Origin of the sequence: Sphingomonas guangdongensis (assembly GCF_900199185.1) — a bacterium.
Taxonomy (GTDB): Bacteria; Pseudomonadota; Alphaproteobacteria; order Sphingomonadales; family Sphingomonadaceae; genus Sphingomonas; species Sphingomonas guangdongensis.
On sequence record NZ_OBMI01000002.1, the window covers coordinates 20,389 to 35,571 of the forward strand.

Sequence of the window (15,183 nt, forward strand, 5' to 3'; positions counted from 1 at the left end):
CGCCGCTGCCGGCGCGCTCGCCGGCGCGGCCGGCACCCGTTAGGACGGTGCCATGCTGGCCCTGATCGGCGTCCTTGCGATCCTGTCGCTGCTCGGCCTGATCCTGTCGAACCGGATCTCGCCGCTCGCGGCGCTGATCCTGGTGCCGGTCGCGGCGGCGGTCCTGGCCGGGCTGGGGGCGGAGCTGCCCGATTATGTCGCGTCGGGACTCGCCAAGATCGCGCCGGTTGCCGGCATGTTCGTGTTCGCGATCCTGTTCTTCGGCATCATGACCGATGCCGGGCTGCTGGCGCCGCTGGTCGGGCTGGTGCTGCGGCTGGTGGGAGAGAAGCCGCGCCGGATCGCGGTCGGCACCGCGGCGCTCGCGCTGCTCATCCACCTCGATGGATCGGGCGCGGTCTGCTTCCTGGTCACGATACCGGCACTGCGGCCGCTCTACGACCGGCTCGGCATGGATCGCCGTGTGCTCGCCTGCACCGCGTCGATGGCGGCGGGCGTGAACTTCCTGCCGTGGACCGGGCCGACGCTGCGTGCGTCGGCGTCGCTGAAGGTGCCGACGTCGGCGCTGTTCACGCCGATGATCGCGGTGCAGCTGGTCGGGCTCGTCTTCGTCTTCGCCGCGAGTTGGTGGCTCGGGCGGCGCGAGGAGTTGCGGCTCGCGGCGGCGGGGCGGCTCGGCACGCCAGCCGCGGACGCGAGCCGATCGGGCGCGCTCGCGGCGGAGCCGCTCGGGCAAGCGCACGGCGACGACGACAAGGCGGCGGCGCTGCGCCGGCCGCGGCTCTACCCGGTCAACCTCGCACTCACGCTCGTCGCGATCGCCCTGATGGTCAGCGGCGCGGTTGAGCCGGTGCTGGTGTTCATGGTCGCGACCGCGCTTGCGCTGGTCATCAACTATCCAACTGCCGCCGAGCAGCGCGACCGCATCGACGCGCACGCCCGCGCCGCGCTGCTGATGGCCGGCATCCTGCTCGCCGCGGGTGCCTTCACCGGGATCATGACCGGATCGGGCATGATCCGCGCCATGGCCGAGGCGGCGGTGCGCCACGTCCCCGACGGCGTCGGCGGGCACATCCCGGTGGTGCTCGCCGTTCTCTCGATGCCGCTGTCGCTGCTGTTCGATCCGGACAGCTTCTACTTCGGCGTGCTGCCGGTCGTGGCAGAGGTCGCCGACCACTTCGGCACGCCGCGGATCCAGGTCGGCCAGGCGGCGCTGCTCGGGCAGATGACCACTGGATTTCCGGTCAGCCCGCTCACGCCCGCGACCTTCCTGGTGGCGGGGCTGAGCGGCGTGGAGCTCGGCGCGCATCAGCGCTTCGCGATCCCGTGGCTGTTCGCGGCGACGCTGGTGATGACGGCGGCCGCGGTCCTGCTCGGAGTGCTGCCGTTGTGATCCGGGTCGCGCTGTCGCTCGCCGCGGTGCTGGCCGCGACCGCCGCCGACGCCCGCGTCATCCGGCTGGTGGTGGAGCGCGAGGAACGGTCACCCGCCACGCGCGCCGGCGCGCCCGAGTACCGCATCCTCCACGGCCGCTACGAGGGCGATCTCGATCCCGCCGCGCCGGGCAACGCCGTCATTACCGACATCACGCTCGCACCGCGCAATGCGGCCGGTCGGGTTGCCTACAGCGCGACCTTCGCGATCGCGCTGCCGGTCGACCCGGCGCGCGGCAGCGGCGTGCTGTTCTATGACGTGCCCAATCGCGGCAACGGGACGGTGGCGGCCGACCTCGACGGGCACATCCGGGTGGTGAGCGGATGGCAGGGCGACCTAGCGCCGATGGCGGGCGCGCAGACCGCAACCGTCCCCGTCGCTGCGGGCGCGACCGGCACGGTGCTGCAGCGCTTCGTCAACATGCCCGCGGGCACCACCACGCTTTCCATCACCGGCAGCATCGGCCGGCCGACGCCGCGACCGCTTCCCGTCAGCCTCGACACCGCCCGGGCGCAACTGCTGCGGCAGACGAGCGACGCGGCCGCGCCGGTGCCGCTCCCAGCCGCCGCCTGGGCGTTTGCCGACTGCCGCACCCGCCCGTTCCCGGGCACGCCCGATCCGACCCGGCTGTGCGTCAGCGGCGGCTTCGATCCCGCTCAAGCGTACACGTTGATCTACCAGGGCCGCGATCCGCTGGTGCTCGGCATCGGCTTTGCGGCGGTGCGTGACCTCAACGCCTTCCTGCGCCACGCCCCGGCGCCGGCGAACCCGCTCGCGGGACGCGTCCGCTGGCCGATCATCACCGGCACGTCGCAGTCGGGAAACTTCGTCAAGAGCTTCATCAACCTCGGCTTCAACGCCGACGAGGACGGGCGTCAGGTGTTCGCCGGCGCGAACCCCAACATCGCCGCGCGGCAGGTGCCGCTCAACATCCGCTTCGGCGTGCCGGGCGGTGCGGCAACGCTGTGGGAACCCGGCAGCGAGGGGACCTTGTGGTGGGGGACGTATGACGACCGCGTGCGCGGGCGTGGCTTGTCCAGCCTGCTCGACGCGTGCCGCCGCACCGCGACCTGCCCCAGGATCATGGAGACGGTCGGGTCCGCCGAGACCTGGGGCCTGCGGATGTCGCCCGGCATGGTCGGCACCGATGCCGCCCGCGACCTGCCGCTGCCGCCGGAGGTACGGCGCTACTACTTCCCCAGCGTGACCCACGGGGGATCGTACGTCGGCGGATTTCCGGTGAAAGGCGAGCCCGCGTCCCCCGGCGCACCGCGCTGCACGCTTGCGATGAACCCGAACCCGTCGGCCGACACCCGCCGGGCGCTGCTCGCGCGGCTGGCGGAGTGGGTGTCGCGCGGCACAGCCCCGCCGCCCAGCCGATATCCGACGATCGCGGCCGGCGAGCTGGTGGCGCCGACGGCGCGTGCGATGGGCTGGCCCGCCATTCCGAGGGCACCGAGCCCGGATGGGCACCTCAACCAGTTCCTCGATTACGATTACGGCCGCGGCTTCGACTATCAGCGGCTAAGCGGCGTGCTCCGGCAGCAGCCGCCGCACGTGCGCCGCCCGATCCCCTCGTTGGTCCCGCGCGTCGATCGCGACGGGAACGAGGTCGGCGGTGTGCCGTCCATCCAGCTGCTGGTGCCGATCGGGACCTACACCGGCTGGAACGAGCTGGCCGAGGGCTATGGCGCGGGCGGGCCGTGCGGCTTCGTGGGCGGCTTCATCCCCCTCGCGCGGACACGCGACGAGCGGATGGCTCGCGGCGATCCGCGCCGCTCGCTCGAGGAGCGCTACCGCGACCATGCCGGCTTCGTCGCGCGGGTCCGCACCGTAGCGGCCGAGCAGGTCGCGGCCGGTTGGCTGCTCCCCGACGATGCCGCGCGGATCGTCGCGGAGGCGGAGGCGAGCGATGTCCTTCGCTAAGGCGCTGCTGCTCGCGGGAACGGTCGCGCAACCGGCGGGGGATCGCTGCACGGCGCTCGCCGGGGCGGAGCGCACCGCCGCGGCCGTGCCGGCGGGTACGCGCGTGCCGACCGGGCCGAGCGGCGGCGCGGTGAGCCTGTCCGGATTCTGCCGGGTGGAAGGCGTGCTGCGCCCGGTCGCCGGATCGCGGATCGGCTACCAGCTCTGGCTGCCCGCGCCGGGCAAGTGGACCGGACGCTTCCAGATGTTTGGCAACGGCGGCTATTCCGCGGAACTGCCGCTCGGCCAGATGGCGGCGGCGGTCGCGCGCGGTTCCGCCGCGATCGCGACCGACACCGGGCACAGCGGCGACGATCCAGACTTCGCGCGCGGCGCGCCGGAGGCGATCGTCGACTGGGGCTGGCGCGGGGTGCACCTGTCGGCGGTGGAGGGTCAGCGGCTGACCGCGCGCTACTACGGCCGGGCGGCGCGGTACCGGTACTTCGCCGGTTGCTCGACCGGCGGGCACCAGGCGATGATGGAGGCGCAGCGCTTCCCGGACGACTTCGACGGCATCGTCGCGGGCGCCCCCGGCGCAAATCGGGTGACCCTCAACGCCGCCTTCCTGTGGCAGTTCGTCACCAACAATCCGACGCCCGGCCGCCCGCCGCTGCTCGACGCCTCCGACCTGAAGCTTTTGCAGGATCACGCGCTCGCCACCTGCCACACGGCCAACGGCGCGGCGGCCGGAGGGCTGGCGGCGGACGGCTGGCTGAACGATCCGCTCGGCTGCCGGCCCGATCCCGCCGCGTTGCTGTGCCGCCCGGGTGGCACGGGCGATTGCCTGACCGCGGCACAGGTGCAGGCGGCCGCGGCCATGTACCGCGGCGCGACCGACCCGCGGACGGGCAAGCGCGTGACCCTTCCCTGGCTGCCGGGCAGCGAGGCGGGGTGGGCGGCTTACTGGGCCGACCCGCGGCAGCCCGATCAGCCGGCGCGTGCCAATTTCTGGCGCTTGTGGACTGGCTATGGCGACCGCTGGCAGCCCAGCAAGTTCGATTGGGGACGCGATCTCGCCGCCGCCAGGACGCGGCTCGGGCCGGTGATCGACGCGGTCGACCCGGACCTCGACGGGTTTCGCAGACGTGGGGGCCGTCTGCTCCAGTACCACGGGCTCGCCGATCCGGTGGTCTCGCCGCTTGACACGATCGCCTACCGCGACGCGGTCGCGCGGCGCACGCCCAAGCTGTCGGCATGGAACCGGCTGTTCTTGGTGCCGGGCATGGGGCACTGCGCCGGCGGCCCGGGGTTCTGGCGGTTCGATGCGCAGACCGCAATCGAGCGGTGGGTGGAGCAGGGGCAGGCACCCGATCGCCTTGTCGCCGGCCAGGCGGCGGGCACCGCCACCCGCCCGCTCTGCCCCTATCCGCAGCGTGCCCGTTTCCGCGCCGGGCCGACCGACGCGGCCGACAGCTTCGTGTGCGAAGCCCCGCTCAGCCGCGCGTCGGCGGGAACGCCGCGACGCGACTGACCCGGCCGGGCAGCGGCCGGCCGAGCCGATCGCCCAGCCACTGCGCCGCCTCCGTCACCGCCGGCAGCGACATACCGGTCGCGATCCCGCCGCGATCGAGCGTGTAGAGCAGGTCCTCCGTCGCGACATTGCCCGATGCGCCCGGCGCGAACGGGCACCCGCCGAGCCCGCCGATCGAGCAGTCGAGGATCGCAACACCCAGCTCCAGCGCCGCCCAGGCATTGGCGACCGCGGTGTTGCGGGTATCGTGGGCGTGGAGCCGGAGCGGGACGCCCGGCGCCGCGGCGGCGACCGCCGTGATCACTTGGCGCACGTCGGCGGGGGTGGCGACGCCGATCGTGTCGGCGAGCGCGATCTCCCGCGCGCCACCATCCGCCAGTCGCCGCGCAATCGCAGCGACCCGGGTCGCCGGCACCTCGCCGTCGAACGGGCAGCCGAACGCGACGGAAATGGTTGCCTGCGCACGTCGTCCGGCCTCGTTCGCGAGCGTCAGGATCTCCAGCGCGTCGGCCACGGTGCCCTCGGCATCGCGGCCCTGGTTGCTCTGCGCGAAGCCGTCGCTCGCCGCCGCTACCGCGCCGATCTCCTCCACGCCGGTCCGGAGCGCGCGATCCACCCCGCGCCGGTTGAGTGCGAGGCCGACCGTGACCGCCCGCAAGCGGCCGACTGCGTCGCACACCGCTTCTGCATCCGCCATCTGTGGGACGCGCAGCGGATGGACGAAGCTGGCGATCTCGATCCGGGCCGCGCCGGCCGCATCGGCGCGGCGGATCAGCGCGACCTTGTCGGCGGTGGAGAGCGCCACCGCCTCGTTCTGCAGCCCGTCACGGGCCGCAACCTCGACGATCTCGACAGCGGCGGGATAGGTCATGCAACCTGGCCGGCCGGCGGCGGTGCTGCCGGCTCGGCGATCACGCCGCCGGCGATCAGCGCGTCGATCGCGACATCGTCGTAGCCGGCCGCGCGCAGCACCGCGCGCGTGTCGCCGCCGAGCCGGGCGGGCAGGCGATCGGCGGTGTCACCGCCGCCGTGCGTGCGGAACGGCGAACGCACGGTCATCAGCTCGCCTTCCGTCTCATGGGTGGCCGCGCGGAACAGGCCGACATCGGCGAGGTGGGGATCGTCGAACAGGTCCTCCAGCGCGTTGACCGGGCCGCTCGGGATGCCCGCGTCGCGCAGCAGTTGAAGCCAGTCCGCGGTCGCGCGCGCGGGCATGGCGTCGGCGATGATCGCGTACAGCGTGTCGATGCTGCGGCTGCGCACCACGGGGTCGACGACGCGCGGGTCTCCGGTCAGGTCGTCGCGCCCGATCAGGCGCAAGAACGCGACCCAATGCGCGGTGGTGTAGGGCAGCAGGCTGATGAAGCCGTCCGCGGTCCGGTGCGGCTTGCGGAACGGCGAGGACAGTCGGTCGTAGCCGGTGCCGCCGAGCGGCGGCGCGAAGCTGCGGCCGGCGAGCTGCTCGACCAGGAGGAAGCTGACCAGGCTCTCGAACATCGGAGCCTCCACCTTGACGCCCTCGCCCGTTCGCGCGCGCGACAGCAGCCCGCCGAGCGTCGCGAGCGCCAGGTGAAGCCCGCCCACCTTGTCGGCGATGATCGTCTGGAGGAAGCGCGGCGCGCCGTCCGCACCCGCGTTCAGGCGGGCGATGCCGGAGCGCGCCTGGACGATGTCGTCATAGGCGGGCTCGTTCTCGTCGCGTCCGCCCTCGCCGTAGCCGGCGGTGAAGCAGTAGACGAGCCGCGGGTTGATAGCGCGCAGCCGGTCCCACCCGATCCCCAGTCGCTCCGCCGAGGACAGCCGCATGTTGTGCACCAGCACGTCGGCGTCCGCGACCAGCCGGTCGATGATCGCCTGCCCCTCCGGATGGCGCAGGTCGACGGCGAGCGACCGCTTGTTACGGTTCAGGTTGAGGAAGCCCGCGCCCATGTCCGCGCTATGGCCCGGCCGCACGGCGCGGAACACGTCGCCCGTCAGCGGCTCGACCTTGGTCACGTCCGCTCCAAGGTCGCCGAGTATCTGTGTCGCGTAGGGCCCGAGCACGACCGTGGTCATGTCAAGCACGCGAACGCCCTTGATCAGGTCCAGCATGCACTCCTCCCCTACCGCTATTGCAGGCTGGTGTGCAGCGCCAACATTATACGCTCAAGTAAGTTTTCGCTTGCGTTTCATTGCCGCTGCCTATGAATTTGCGGGATGTCCGCCGAGCCCTTCGCCCGCCCAATCTTCTCGCCCGCGTCCGCCGTCAGCTTTCGCCATCTGCGCGCCTTCCGCGCCGCCGCGCAGCACCAGCATTTCACCCGCGCGGCCGAGGCGGTGGGACTGTCGCAGCCCGCGCTGAGCGCGCTGGTCAGCCAGCTCGAGATGCACCTGGGTGTGAAGCTGTTCCAACGCACCACACGGTCGGTGGAGCTCACCGCGGTCGGGCGGCTGTTCCTCGATGCGGCCGAACGGATGCTCGCCGACCTGGACGCCGCGGTCGCGGAGGCGAAAGATCACGCGCTGCTCAGGCGGGGCAAGCTCAGGATCGCGGCGCTACCGTCGCTGTGCACCGGTATCCTGCCGCGGCTGATGGACGTGTTCCACCGTCAGTATGAGGGTGTGGCGCTATCGATCCTCGATGTGCCCGGCGATGAGGTGGTGGCGCTCGCCGCCAGCCGCCAGGTCGATCTCGGCATCGGCTACATGCCCGCAAGCGGCACGCTGGACGCGGAACCTGTCCTGACCGACCGGCTGGTCGCGCTCGCCAGCCCGTCGCTGATCCCCGCGGCGACCACCAGGCTGGGCTGGCGCGACCTTGCGCCGCACCCGGTGATCGCGATGAGCCCGGGCACCACCGTTCGCCGCCTGATGGACGAGGCCGCGGCGGAGGCGAAGGTCAGCCTGTCGATCGCACTGCAGGCGAACCAGATGCCGACCGCCATCGCCTTCGCGAGCGCCGGGCTCGGCATCGCGGTGCTGCCGAGTTCGGGCATCCCGCCCGAGATGCAGCGGACCATGACCTGCGCGGAGCTGGTCCAGCCGCGGGTCGACCGCACGCTCTCCGTACTGCGGTCGCGCGACCAGGTCTCGACCCCCGCAGTCGAGGCGTTCCTGTCGATCCTGCGCAGCGAGGCGGGCGCCGCGGGCTGATCCCGCGGCGCGGGCGCGTCACCGCCGCATCGGCAGTCGGGCCGCGGCGATCGTCACCGGCGCGGACGCCACCACGTCGTCGGCCGCGCGGGCGAGGTGCAGCTGATAGCTGCCGCCCGCCACCTGCCAGCCGCCGCCGGCTTCGCGAAAGGTCGCGAGCAGCCGCGGGTCGACGGGAACGCTGACCGTCCGGCTAACGCCGGGGGCGACCTCGACCTTGGTGAAGCCGCCGAGCCGCTTGGGCTCGCTGATCCCCGGTCCGGACACGTAGATCTGCGCCACGTCCTTACCCGCGCGCGCGCCGGTGTTGGTGATGCGGAACCGCGCGGTGATGCTGGTGCCGTTCGCCTGGGCGGACAGCTGGTCGTAGCGGAAGCTGGTGTAGGACAGGCCGTGGCCGAAGGCGAAGGCGGGCTTGTTCCGCTTCGCCTCGTGCCAGCGATAGCCGACCAGCGCTCCCTCCGGGTAGCGGAACTCGCCCTTCTGCGGCGGCTGCGGCTGGGGCAGCTGCGTCACCGCATCAATGAAGGTGACGGGCAGGTGACCCGACGGGTTCACCGCGCCGGTCAGCACGTCTGCGATCGCCTCGCCGCCCTGCGTGCCCGGGAACCAGGCGGCGACGATCGCCGCCGCCTTTTCGCGCCACGGGGTCAGCACCGCGCTGTTTGTTTCGAGCACCACCACCGTGTTGCGGTTCGCGCCCGCGACCTGGTCGATCAGCGCGTCCGCCTTCTCATCAAGCGTCAGCGCCACGTCGATGCTCTCCGACGCCCACTGCGTCCCGAACACGACCGCGACGTCGGCCCCACGCGCGGCGGCCGCGGCCGCGGCCGGATCCGCGCCGTCGACATAGCTGATCTGCGCGCCCGGCAGGCGACGCTTCAGCGCCTCCATCGGCGAATTGGGATAGTACATCTTCGGCCCCGGCCAGATCTTCGGCTCGGCATCGGGCACGGCATTGCCGCCGACCGGGTAGACCAGCGACGATCCGCCGCCGGCCAGCACGCCCTTGTCGGCGTGGCCGCCGATAATGACGATCCGCTTCGCCGATGCCGCGAGCGGGAGGACGTTGCCGCGGTTCTTCAACAGCACGATCGAGTCGGCCGCCGCCGCCCGCGTCACCGCGCCGTTCGCCGCCAGCATGTCGCCCGGCAGGTCCATCGGCGCGGCGGTGATCGGATGATCGAACAGCCCGTGCTCGAACATTGCGAACAGGATGCGGCCAACCGCGCGGTCGACCAGGTCGATGCCAACCTGTCCGGCGGCGAGCGCCGCCTTCAGGTCCTTGCCGAAGAACTCGTCCTTGTCGAAGGGGTAGCCCGACTGCTGGTCCTGCCCGGCTTTGAGCGCCGCGCCGGTCGAGTGGGTCGCACCCCAGTCCGACATGACATAGCCCGGCCACTGCCAGTCGCGGCGCAGCACGTCGGTCAGCAGCCACGGGCTCTCGCAGGAGAAGATCGTGTCCACCCGGTTGTACGCGCACATTACCGAACCCGGCCGCCCGCGCTCGATCGCGATCTCGAACGCCAGCAGGTCGGACATCCGCGCCGCGTCATGGTCGATGACCACATTGCCGTTGTTGCGGTCAGTCTCTTGATCGTTGATCGCGAAGTGCTTGACCGTCGAAATGATGTGGTTCGCCTGAATGCCCGCGACCGCGGCGCCCGTCATCACGCCGGCGAGCAGCGGATCCTCGCCGCCATATTCGAAGTTGCGGCCGTTGCGCGGCTCGCGCTCCAGGTTGACGCCGCCCGCCAGCATGACGTTGAAGCCCGACGCGCGCGCCTCTGCACCGATCATCTGACCACCCTTGAAGGCGACCTCCGGATCCCAGCTCGCCGCGACGCCCAGGTTGGAGGGAAGCGCCGTCCGCTCGCGCTTGCGCGCGGCACCGCCCTGGGTCGCCACGCCGATCGCGGCGTCGGTCTGCCACTGCGGCGGGATGCCGAGCCGCGGCACTCCGGGCACATAGCCAGCGGAGCCGGCACGCGCCTCCGCCGGCGCCTTGAACTGGCGCGGCGGGAAGTCGGTCCCGAAGTAGCCGAGCATCAGCGTCACCTTCTCGTCTGCCGTCATGCGCGGCAGCAGCAGCGCGACGCGCTGCTCGGCGGTAAGTGCCGTGTTCATCCACGGCCGCTCGCCCGCGCTGGCGGCTGGAGCGCGCCGTTCCTGGCCGAACCCACCGGTCGCGCCCGTGATCATTGCCGCCGCCGCCAGCAGCATGGCCGCCCTACGCATCAAAGCCCCTCCCAAAGTCGTTGCCGCTCCGTCGGTGTCGCCGGACGCGCTAATGCAGTTTAGGATGTCCGGCCCCGCGTTGGCAAACAAAGCGAATAGCGTGATGCGGTGATCGCCGACCGCAATCAAAGCAGCGATGATTGATCCGCTGATCGGATGAAACGATCGTAACCTTCGATTTTGCGATTAGGTGTTTGCGCGCCAGACTTTCCCGTCCGCACACAGGTGGGGGTCCGGCTGTTCCGTGCAGCTTCCCTCGCCAAACAAACAGGTGGCGGCAGGGGAGGATGGCAGATGACGAAAGGGCAGCTGGCGATCTGCGCGAGCAGTGGAGCATTGATCCTGGCGATGATGGCCGCAACACCGGCAGCGGCGCAGACCCAGACGACCGACAGTCCGGCCGGGCCGGTCGTCCAGAACGAGCCCCCGAGCGAGACGGAAGCCGCTACCGAGGCGCTGCCGGCGCAGGAGGCTGGCGAAGAGGACGACGGCGAGATCGTCGTCACCGGCACCAACATTTCGGGCGTCAAGCCGGTCGGCAGCGAGGCGATCTCGCTCAACCGCCAGGCGATCCTGGCGACGGGGCAGACCAACGCCGCGGACGTCGTCCGCACGCTGCCGCAGGTGCGCAACCTGGGCGAGTTCCGCGAGGGCGGTACGCAGGGCGGCAACAACAACCAGCAGGGGAACGCGATCAACCTGCGCGGCCTTGGGCAGGCGGCCACGCTGGTGCTGGTCGACGGCCACCGCATCACCAACACCGGCGCGTCCCAGACCTTTACCGAGGCCAATATCGTGCCCCTCGCCGCGCTGGAGCGGGTGGAAGTCATCGCCGACGGCGCGTCCGCAATCTACGGGTCGGACGCGGTCGCCGGAGTGGTCAACTTCGTCGTGCGCAAGGACTACAACGGCGTGGAAGCGGGCTTCCGCGTCAGCAACAGCAATGGGGGGTTCGAGTACACGCCCTCGCTCACGGCCGGGGCGACCTGGACCGCGGGATCGCTCGGCGACGGCAGCATCATCGCCAGCTACGAATTCACCCACCGTGACGCCTATCGCCGCGCCAAGAACCCGTACCTGCGTCAGGACCTCCGCCGTTTCGGCTTCTACGACGCGCGGCTGAACGGCACCACCGCGACGGCCGGGTTCAACGGCAACATCGTGGTGCCGGCGGCCGACCCGGACGGCGCCGGCCCGCTCCAGCCGCCGACCAATGCGACCATTCCGCTCGCGGGACCGAACATCTACTACGGCCTGCCGACCGGAACCAACGTCGGCCTTAGCGTCGGCGCGCTCAGGCTCAACCAGCCCGACCTGATCGATAGCGCGCTGTTCAACGACTATACCGGGGAGAGCGAACGGCATCAGGCAACGCTGTACCTGCGCCAGAACCTGGGCGACGCGATCGAGGTGTTCGTGTCGGGCACCTACAACAACCGCGAGACGATCTCCGCAACCGCACAGGGCGTGATCTCAAACGTGCTGCTGCGCCCGACGCTCTACAACCCGGTCACCAACCTGCCGACCGCGACGCCGAACCCGAACTACATCCCCGGGCTCGCCGCGGGGCCGCTGACGGTGCAGCTCAACGTCATCGACAGCGTCGGGCTGAACAATTGGACCGGCGAGAACGAGGCGTACAACATCACCGGCGGCGCGACCGTCAAGTTGCCGTGGAGCTGGCGGGCCGATGCCTACTACACCTACGGCCGCGACAAGGCGTGCAACTACTGCCAGCTCGGCACGAACATCAACCCGACCGCGCTCCAGTATCTGATCGACATCGGCGAGATCAATCCGCTGAACAACGTGACCCCGCTGTCGCCCGCGACGATCGCGCGCTTTACCGGCGACAACATCCAGCGCAGCGGCAGCGGGATCGACGACGTCGTCGTGAAGCTCGACGGTCCGCTGTTCGCCCTGCCCGGCGGCACCGTGCGCGCGGCGTTCGGCGGCGAGCGCAACAAGGTCACCAACTACAACATCAACGGCGCCAACCGGCTGTTCAACAACGCCTTCCGCCTCGATACGGACCAGAACACCAGCCGCGGCGCACGCACCATCTGGTCGGCCTTTGCCGAGCTCTACCTGCCGCTTGTGGCCGACGACATGGACGTGCCGCTGATCCGGTCGCTGACGCTCAGCGGTGCCGCGCGCTACGACGACTATTCGGACGTCGGCGACACCTTCAATCCCAAGATCAGCGGCACGTGGGAGGTCTTCGACTCACTCACGCTGCGTGGATCCTGGGGAACGTCGTTCCGCGCGCCCAACCTGCCCGACGTGAACCCGAGCGCGATCTCGAGCGGCGGGACCTTTGCCTATTTCTACACCGGCAACGATCCGCGCATCCCGCGCGGGCCGATCACGGCCGGCTATATCACCGGCGCCAATCCCAATCTGGTGCCGGAGAGCGCCGACACGTGGCAGGTCGGCGCCGACTTCGAACCGATCCGCAACCTCAAGCTGTCCGCCACCTACTACAACATCCAGTACCAGGATCGGATCGCCGGGCCGGACGTGTTCGGCGCGTTTCTGAACCCGCTGACCTACCCCAATTATCTCGGCTATGCCGACTTCATCTTTCCGATCGACAACCCCGCCGGTTGCACGCCGGGCAATCCGGCGACCTATGATCCGGTGCTCGCGGACTATCTGAACCGCACGCTGCTGTACGGAAACGGCTACCCAGATCCGTGCGCAGTGGAGGTGCTGCTCGACGGCCGCAACACCAACCTGGCGGCAACCAAGCAGGACGGGCTCGACCTGCAGGTGAGCTACGTCCAGCCGTTCACCGGTGGCGCGGTGCTGTTCAACGTCGCGACCAACACAACTTTGTCCAACGACCAGCAGGTGAACCCGAGCGGGGCGTTCATCGACCGGCTGGGCTTCTATAGTTCTCCCATCAAGTGGCGCGGTCGCGGGTCGCTCGGCGTCAACTACCACGGCTTCAACGCGCTGCTGTTCGCCAACTACACCGGATCGTACACCAACGATCAGGCGGTGAACGCGCTCGCCCAATCGATCCCGCCGGTGAAGGTCGGCAGCTACACGACGTTTGACCTCAACCTCGGCTACTCGAGCGACCTGGCGGGCCGCGACCGCAGCTTCGCGCGCCAGGTCCGGATATCGGTCAACCTGCAGAACGTGACGGACAAGGCACCACGGCTGGCGTTTACCACCGGCTCGGTGTTCAATCCGGCCTATTCGACGCCGTTCGGCCGCACCGTGACCATGCAGCTGTCGGTCGGCTTCTGAAGACACCCAGGGGAGTTACTCGCCATGAAAACGCATCTGATCGGCCTGCTGCTCGCGAGTGCCGCGGTCGCCACCACCCCCGCGCAGGCGCAATCGACGGAGGTGACGCTCGACAGCGGCCGCATCCGCGGCACGTCCGAGGACGGCGTCCTCAGCTGGAAGGGCGTTCCCTTCGCCAAGCCGCCGCTCGGCGCGCTGCGCTGGCGCGCGCCGCAGCGGCCCGAGCCGTGGAGCGGTGTGCGTGCCGCAACCGCGTACAGCAGCGACTGCATGCAGGTGCCGTTCCCGAGCGACGCCGCGCCGCTCGGCACCACGCCTGCCGAGAACTGCCTCTACGCCAACGTCTGGCGCCCGGCGACCGCGGGGAAGAACCTGCCGGTCATGGTCTGGATCTACGGCGGCGGCTTCGTCAACGGCGGTGCGTCGCCCCCGACCTACGCGGGCGCGAACCTGGCGCGCGAAGGAATCGTCTTTGTCAGCTTCAACTACCGGGTGGGCCGCTTCGGCACCTTCGCGCTGCCGCAGCTGACCGCGGAGAACAAGGACGGCGGCCGGCTCGGCAACTACGGCGCGATGGACCAGATTGCGGCGCTCGAGTGGGTCAAGCGCAACGTCGCGGCGTTCGGCGGCGATCCCGCCAACGTGACGATCATCGGCGAGAGCGCGGGCGGCATGTCGGTCCACAACCTCGTCACCTCGCCCTTGTCGCAGGGGCTGTTCCAGCGCGCGGTCGTGATGTCCGGGGGCGACGGCACCACCGCGCCCAGGTCGCTCGCCGAGGTCGAGAAGGTCGGTCAGAACTTCGCCAGGCGCTGGAACATCGATCCTGCTTCCCCCGATGCGCTCACCAGATTGCGCGCCCTGTCGCAGGAGCAGGTGACCGACGGCCTCAACATGATGCGCCGGGGCAGCGGGCCGGAGACGGTCACGGGGCCGTTCCCCGACGGCAAGGTGCTGGTCGACCTGGACGAGGCCTATGCCGCCGACCGCTTCGCCAAGGTGCCGATGCTGATCGGGGCGACCAGCGCCGACATCGGCGGCAAGAGCGGGTTCATGATCGCCGGCGCGCGCGACGCGTCGGCGGTGATCGCGGACAAGGGCGTGCCGGTGTGGGAGTACCGCTTCTCCTACGTCGCGGAGTCGATTCCGCAGCCGGGCGCGCAGCACGCCGCCGAGATTCCTTATTTCTTCGACAACACGCGCATCAAGTACGGCACCGCGACGACGCCGCGCGACGAGCAGGTCGGCAACACCGTCAGCCGCTACCTCCTCAACTTCGTCAAGACCGGCGACCCGAACGGCCCGGGCCTCGCCTTCTGGCCCAAATACAGCCGCAGCGGCGACGAGATCCTGGACTTCACCCCCGCCGGCCGCGTTGTCGCGTCGCGCGATTCCTGGGGGCCGGAGATCGAGGGCGAGCGCAAGCGCATCGCGGAGGCGCGCGCGTCCGGCCGCTACAACACGCTGACCACCAACATCGGCACGCTGCTGGACGATCCGGCCGCCAAGGCGATCGTGACCCGCTACTTCCCCGACTTCGTCACCAGCCCGCAGATCGGCATGGCCCGCGGCTCCACCTTTAACGCGATCAAGGGCTACCTGCCGCAGGTGATGACCGACGAGAAGCTCGCCGCTCTCGACAAGGAGCTCGCCGCCGTACCGGTCAGGCAGCCGACGCCCTGACG

The 15,183-nt window shown here is 70.5% G+C and carries 9 protein-coding genes; 6 read left to right on the top strand and 3 right to left on the bottom strand.

The annotated features are described in order from the left end of the window. Nucleotides 1-52: 52 nt before the first annotated feature. From CRO12_RS07250 to CRO12_RS07260, 3 genes are read left to right on the top strand one after another with little or no spacing between them, the layout of a single operon-like run. Nucleotides 53-1,393, top strand: coding sequence for a CitMHS family transporter (locus tag CRO12_RS07250; protein ID WP_097063414.1), 1,341 nt, complete (start codon nt 53-55; stop codon nt 1,391-1,393). Beyond that, entirely contained in the window at nt 1,390-3,360 is a 1,971-nt protein-coding gene (locus CRO12_RS07255; RefSeq protein WP_097063415.1) for an alpha/beta hydrolase domain-containing protein, read from the top strand. The genes CRO12_RS07250 and CRO12_RS07255 overlap by 4 nt, the downstream gene beginning before the upstream one ends. Beyond that, nucleotides 3,347-4,870, top strand: coding sequence for a tannase/feruloyl esterase family alpha/beta hydrolase (locus tag CRO12_RS07260; RefSeq protein WP_179640919.1), 1,524 nt, complete (start codon nt 3,347-3,349; stop codon nt 4,868-4,870). Before CRO12_RS07255 ends, CRO12_RS07260 begins: the two co-directional genes overlap by 14 nt. On the opposite strand, the gene CRO12_RS07265 is transcribed toward CRO12_RS07260, so the two are convergent. Together CRO12_RS07265 and CRO12_RS07270 are read right to left on the bottom strand one after the other, a co-directional pair. Then, nucleotides 4,833-5,741, bottom strand: a complete 909-nt coding sequence (locus CRO12_RS07265) for a hydroxymethylglutaryl-CoA lyase (RefSeq protein WP_097063417.1) — start codon at nt 5,739-5,741, stop codon at nt 4,833-4,835. The two genes, CRO12_RS07260 and CRO12_RS07265, sit on opposite strands and share 38 nt — an antisense overlap. Then, a complete protein-coding gene (locus CRO12_RS07270; RefSeq protein ID WP_097063418.1) occupies nt 5,738-6,961 on the bottom strand; it encodes a CaiB/BaiF CoA transferase family protein in 1,224 nt (407 codons plus the stop codon). The genes CRO12_RS07265 and CRO12_RS07270 overlap by 4 nt, the downstream gene beginning before the upstream one ends. 105 nt (nt 6,962-7,066) lie before the next feature. Between CRO12_RS07270 and CRO12_RS07275 the strand changes: the two genes are divergently transcribed. Beyond that, on the top strand, nt 7,067-8,002 hold the full coding sequence (locus tag CRO12_RS07275) for a LysR family transcriptional regulator (RefSeq protein ID WP_097063419.1): 936 nt from the start codon (nt 7,067-7,069) through the stop codon (nt 8,000-8,002). 18 nt (nt 8,003-8,020) lie between these two features. On the opposite strand, the gene CRO12_RS07280 is transcribed toward CRO12_RS07275, so the two are convergent. Beyond that, nucleotides 8,021-10,240: a beta-glucosidase family protein gene (locus CRO12_RS07280; RefSeq protein WP_097063420.1), complete on the bottom strand. Its 2,220-nt coding sequence runs from the start codon at nt 10,238-10,240 to the stop codon at nt 8,021-8,023. Nucleotides 10,241-10,534: 294 nt separating this feature from the next. Here CRO12_RS07280 and CRO12_RS07285 point away from each other — a divergent pair, with 294 nt between their 5' ends. Both CRO12_RS07285 and CRO12_RS07290 read left to right on the top strand, forming a co-directional pair. Continuing rightward, entirely contained in the window at nt 10,535-13,498 is a 2,964-nt protein-coding gene (locus CRO12_RS07285) for a TonB-dependent receptor domain-containing protein (protein WP_097063421.1), read from the top strand. 24 nt (nt 13,499-13,522) lie between these two features. Then, nucleotides 13,523-15,181 carry a carboxylesterase/lipase family protein gene (locus CRO12_RS07290; RefSeq protein WP_097063422.1) on the top strand — a complete coding sequence of 553 codons (1,659 nt, stop codon included), beginning with the start codon at nt 13,523-13,525 and terminating at the stop codon, nt 15,179-15,181. The last annotated feature ends 2 nt before the right edge of the window (nt 15,182-15,183 follow it).

Bases quoted from the DNA above. Each gene is read 5' to 3' on its own strand.
- CRO12_RS07250 (WP_097063414.1), top strand. From the start codon at position 53: ATGCTGGCCCTGATCGGCGTCCTTGCGATCCTGTCGCTGCTCGGCCTG.
- CRO12_RS07270 (WP_097063418.1), bottom strand. From the start codon at position 6,961: ATGCTGGACCTGATCAAGGGCGTTCGCGTGCTTGACATGACCACGGTC.
- CRO12_RS07260 (WP_179640919.1), top strand. From the start codon at position 3,347: ATGTCCTTCGCTAAGGCGCTGCTGCTCGCGGGAACGGTCGCGCAACCG.
- CRO12_RS07290 (WP_097063422.1), top strand. From the start codon at position 13,523: ATGAAAACGCATCTGATCGGCCTGCTGCTCGCGAGTGCCGCGGTCGCC.
- CRO12_RS07280 (WP_097063420.1), bottom strand. From the start codon at position 10,240: ATGCGTAGGGCGGCCATGCTGCTGGCGGCGGCGGCAATGATCACGGGC.
- CRO12_RS07265 (WP_097063417.1), bottom strand. From the start codon at position 5,741: ATGACCTATCCCGCCGCTGTCGAGATCGTCGAGGTTGCGGCCCGTGAC.
- CRO12_RS07275 (WP_097063419.1), top strand. From the start codon at position 7,067: ATGTCCGCCGAGCCCTTCGCCCGCCCAATCTTCTCGCCCGCGTCCGCC.
- CRO12_RS07285 (WP_097063421.1), top strand. From the start codon at position 10,535: ATGACGAAAGGGCAGCTGGCGATCTGCGCGAGCAGTGGAGCATTGATC.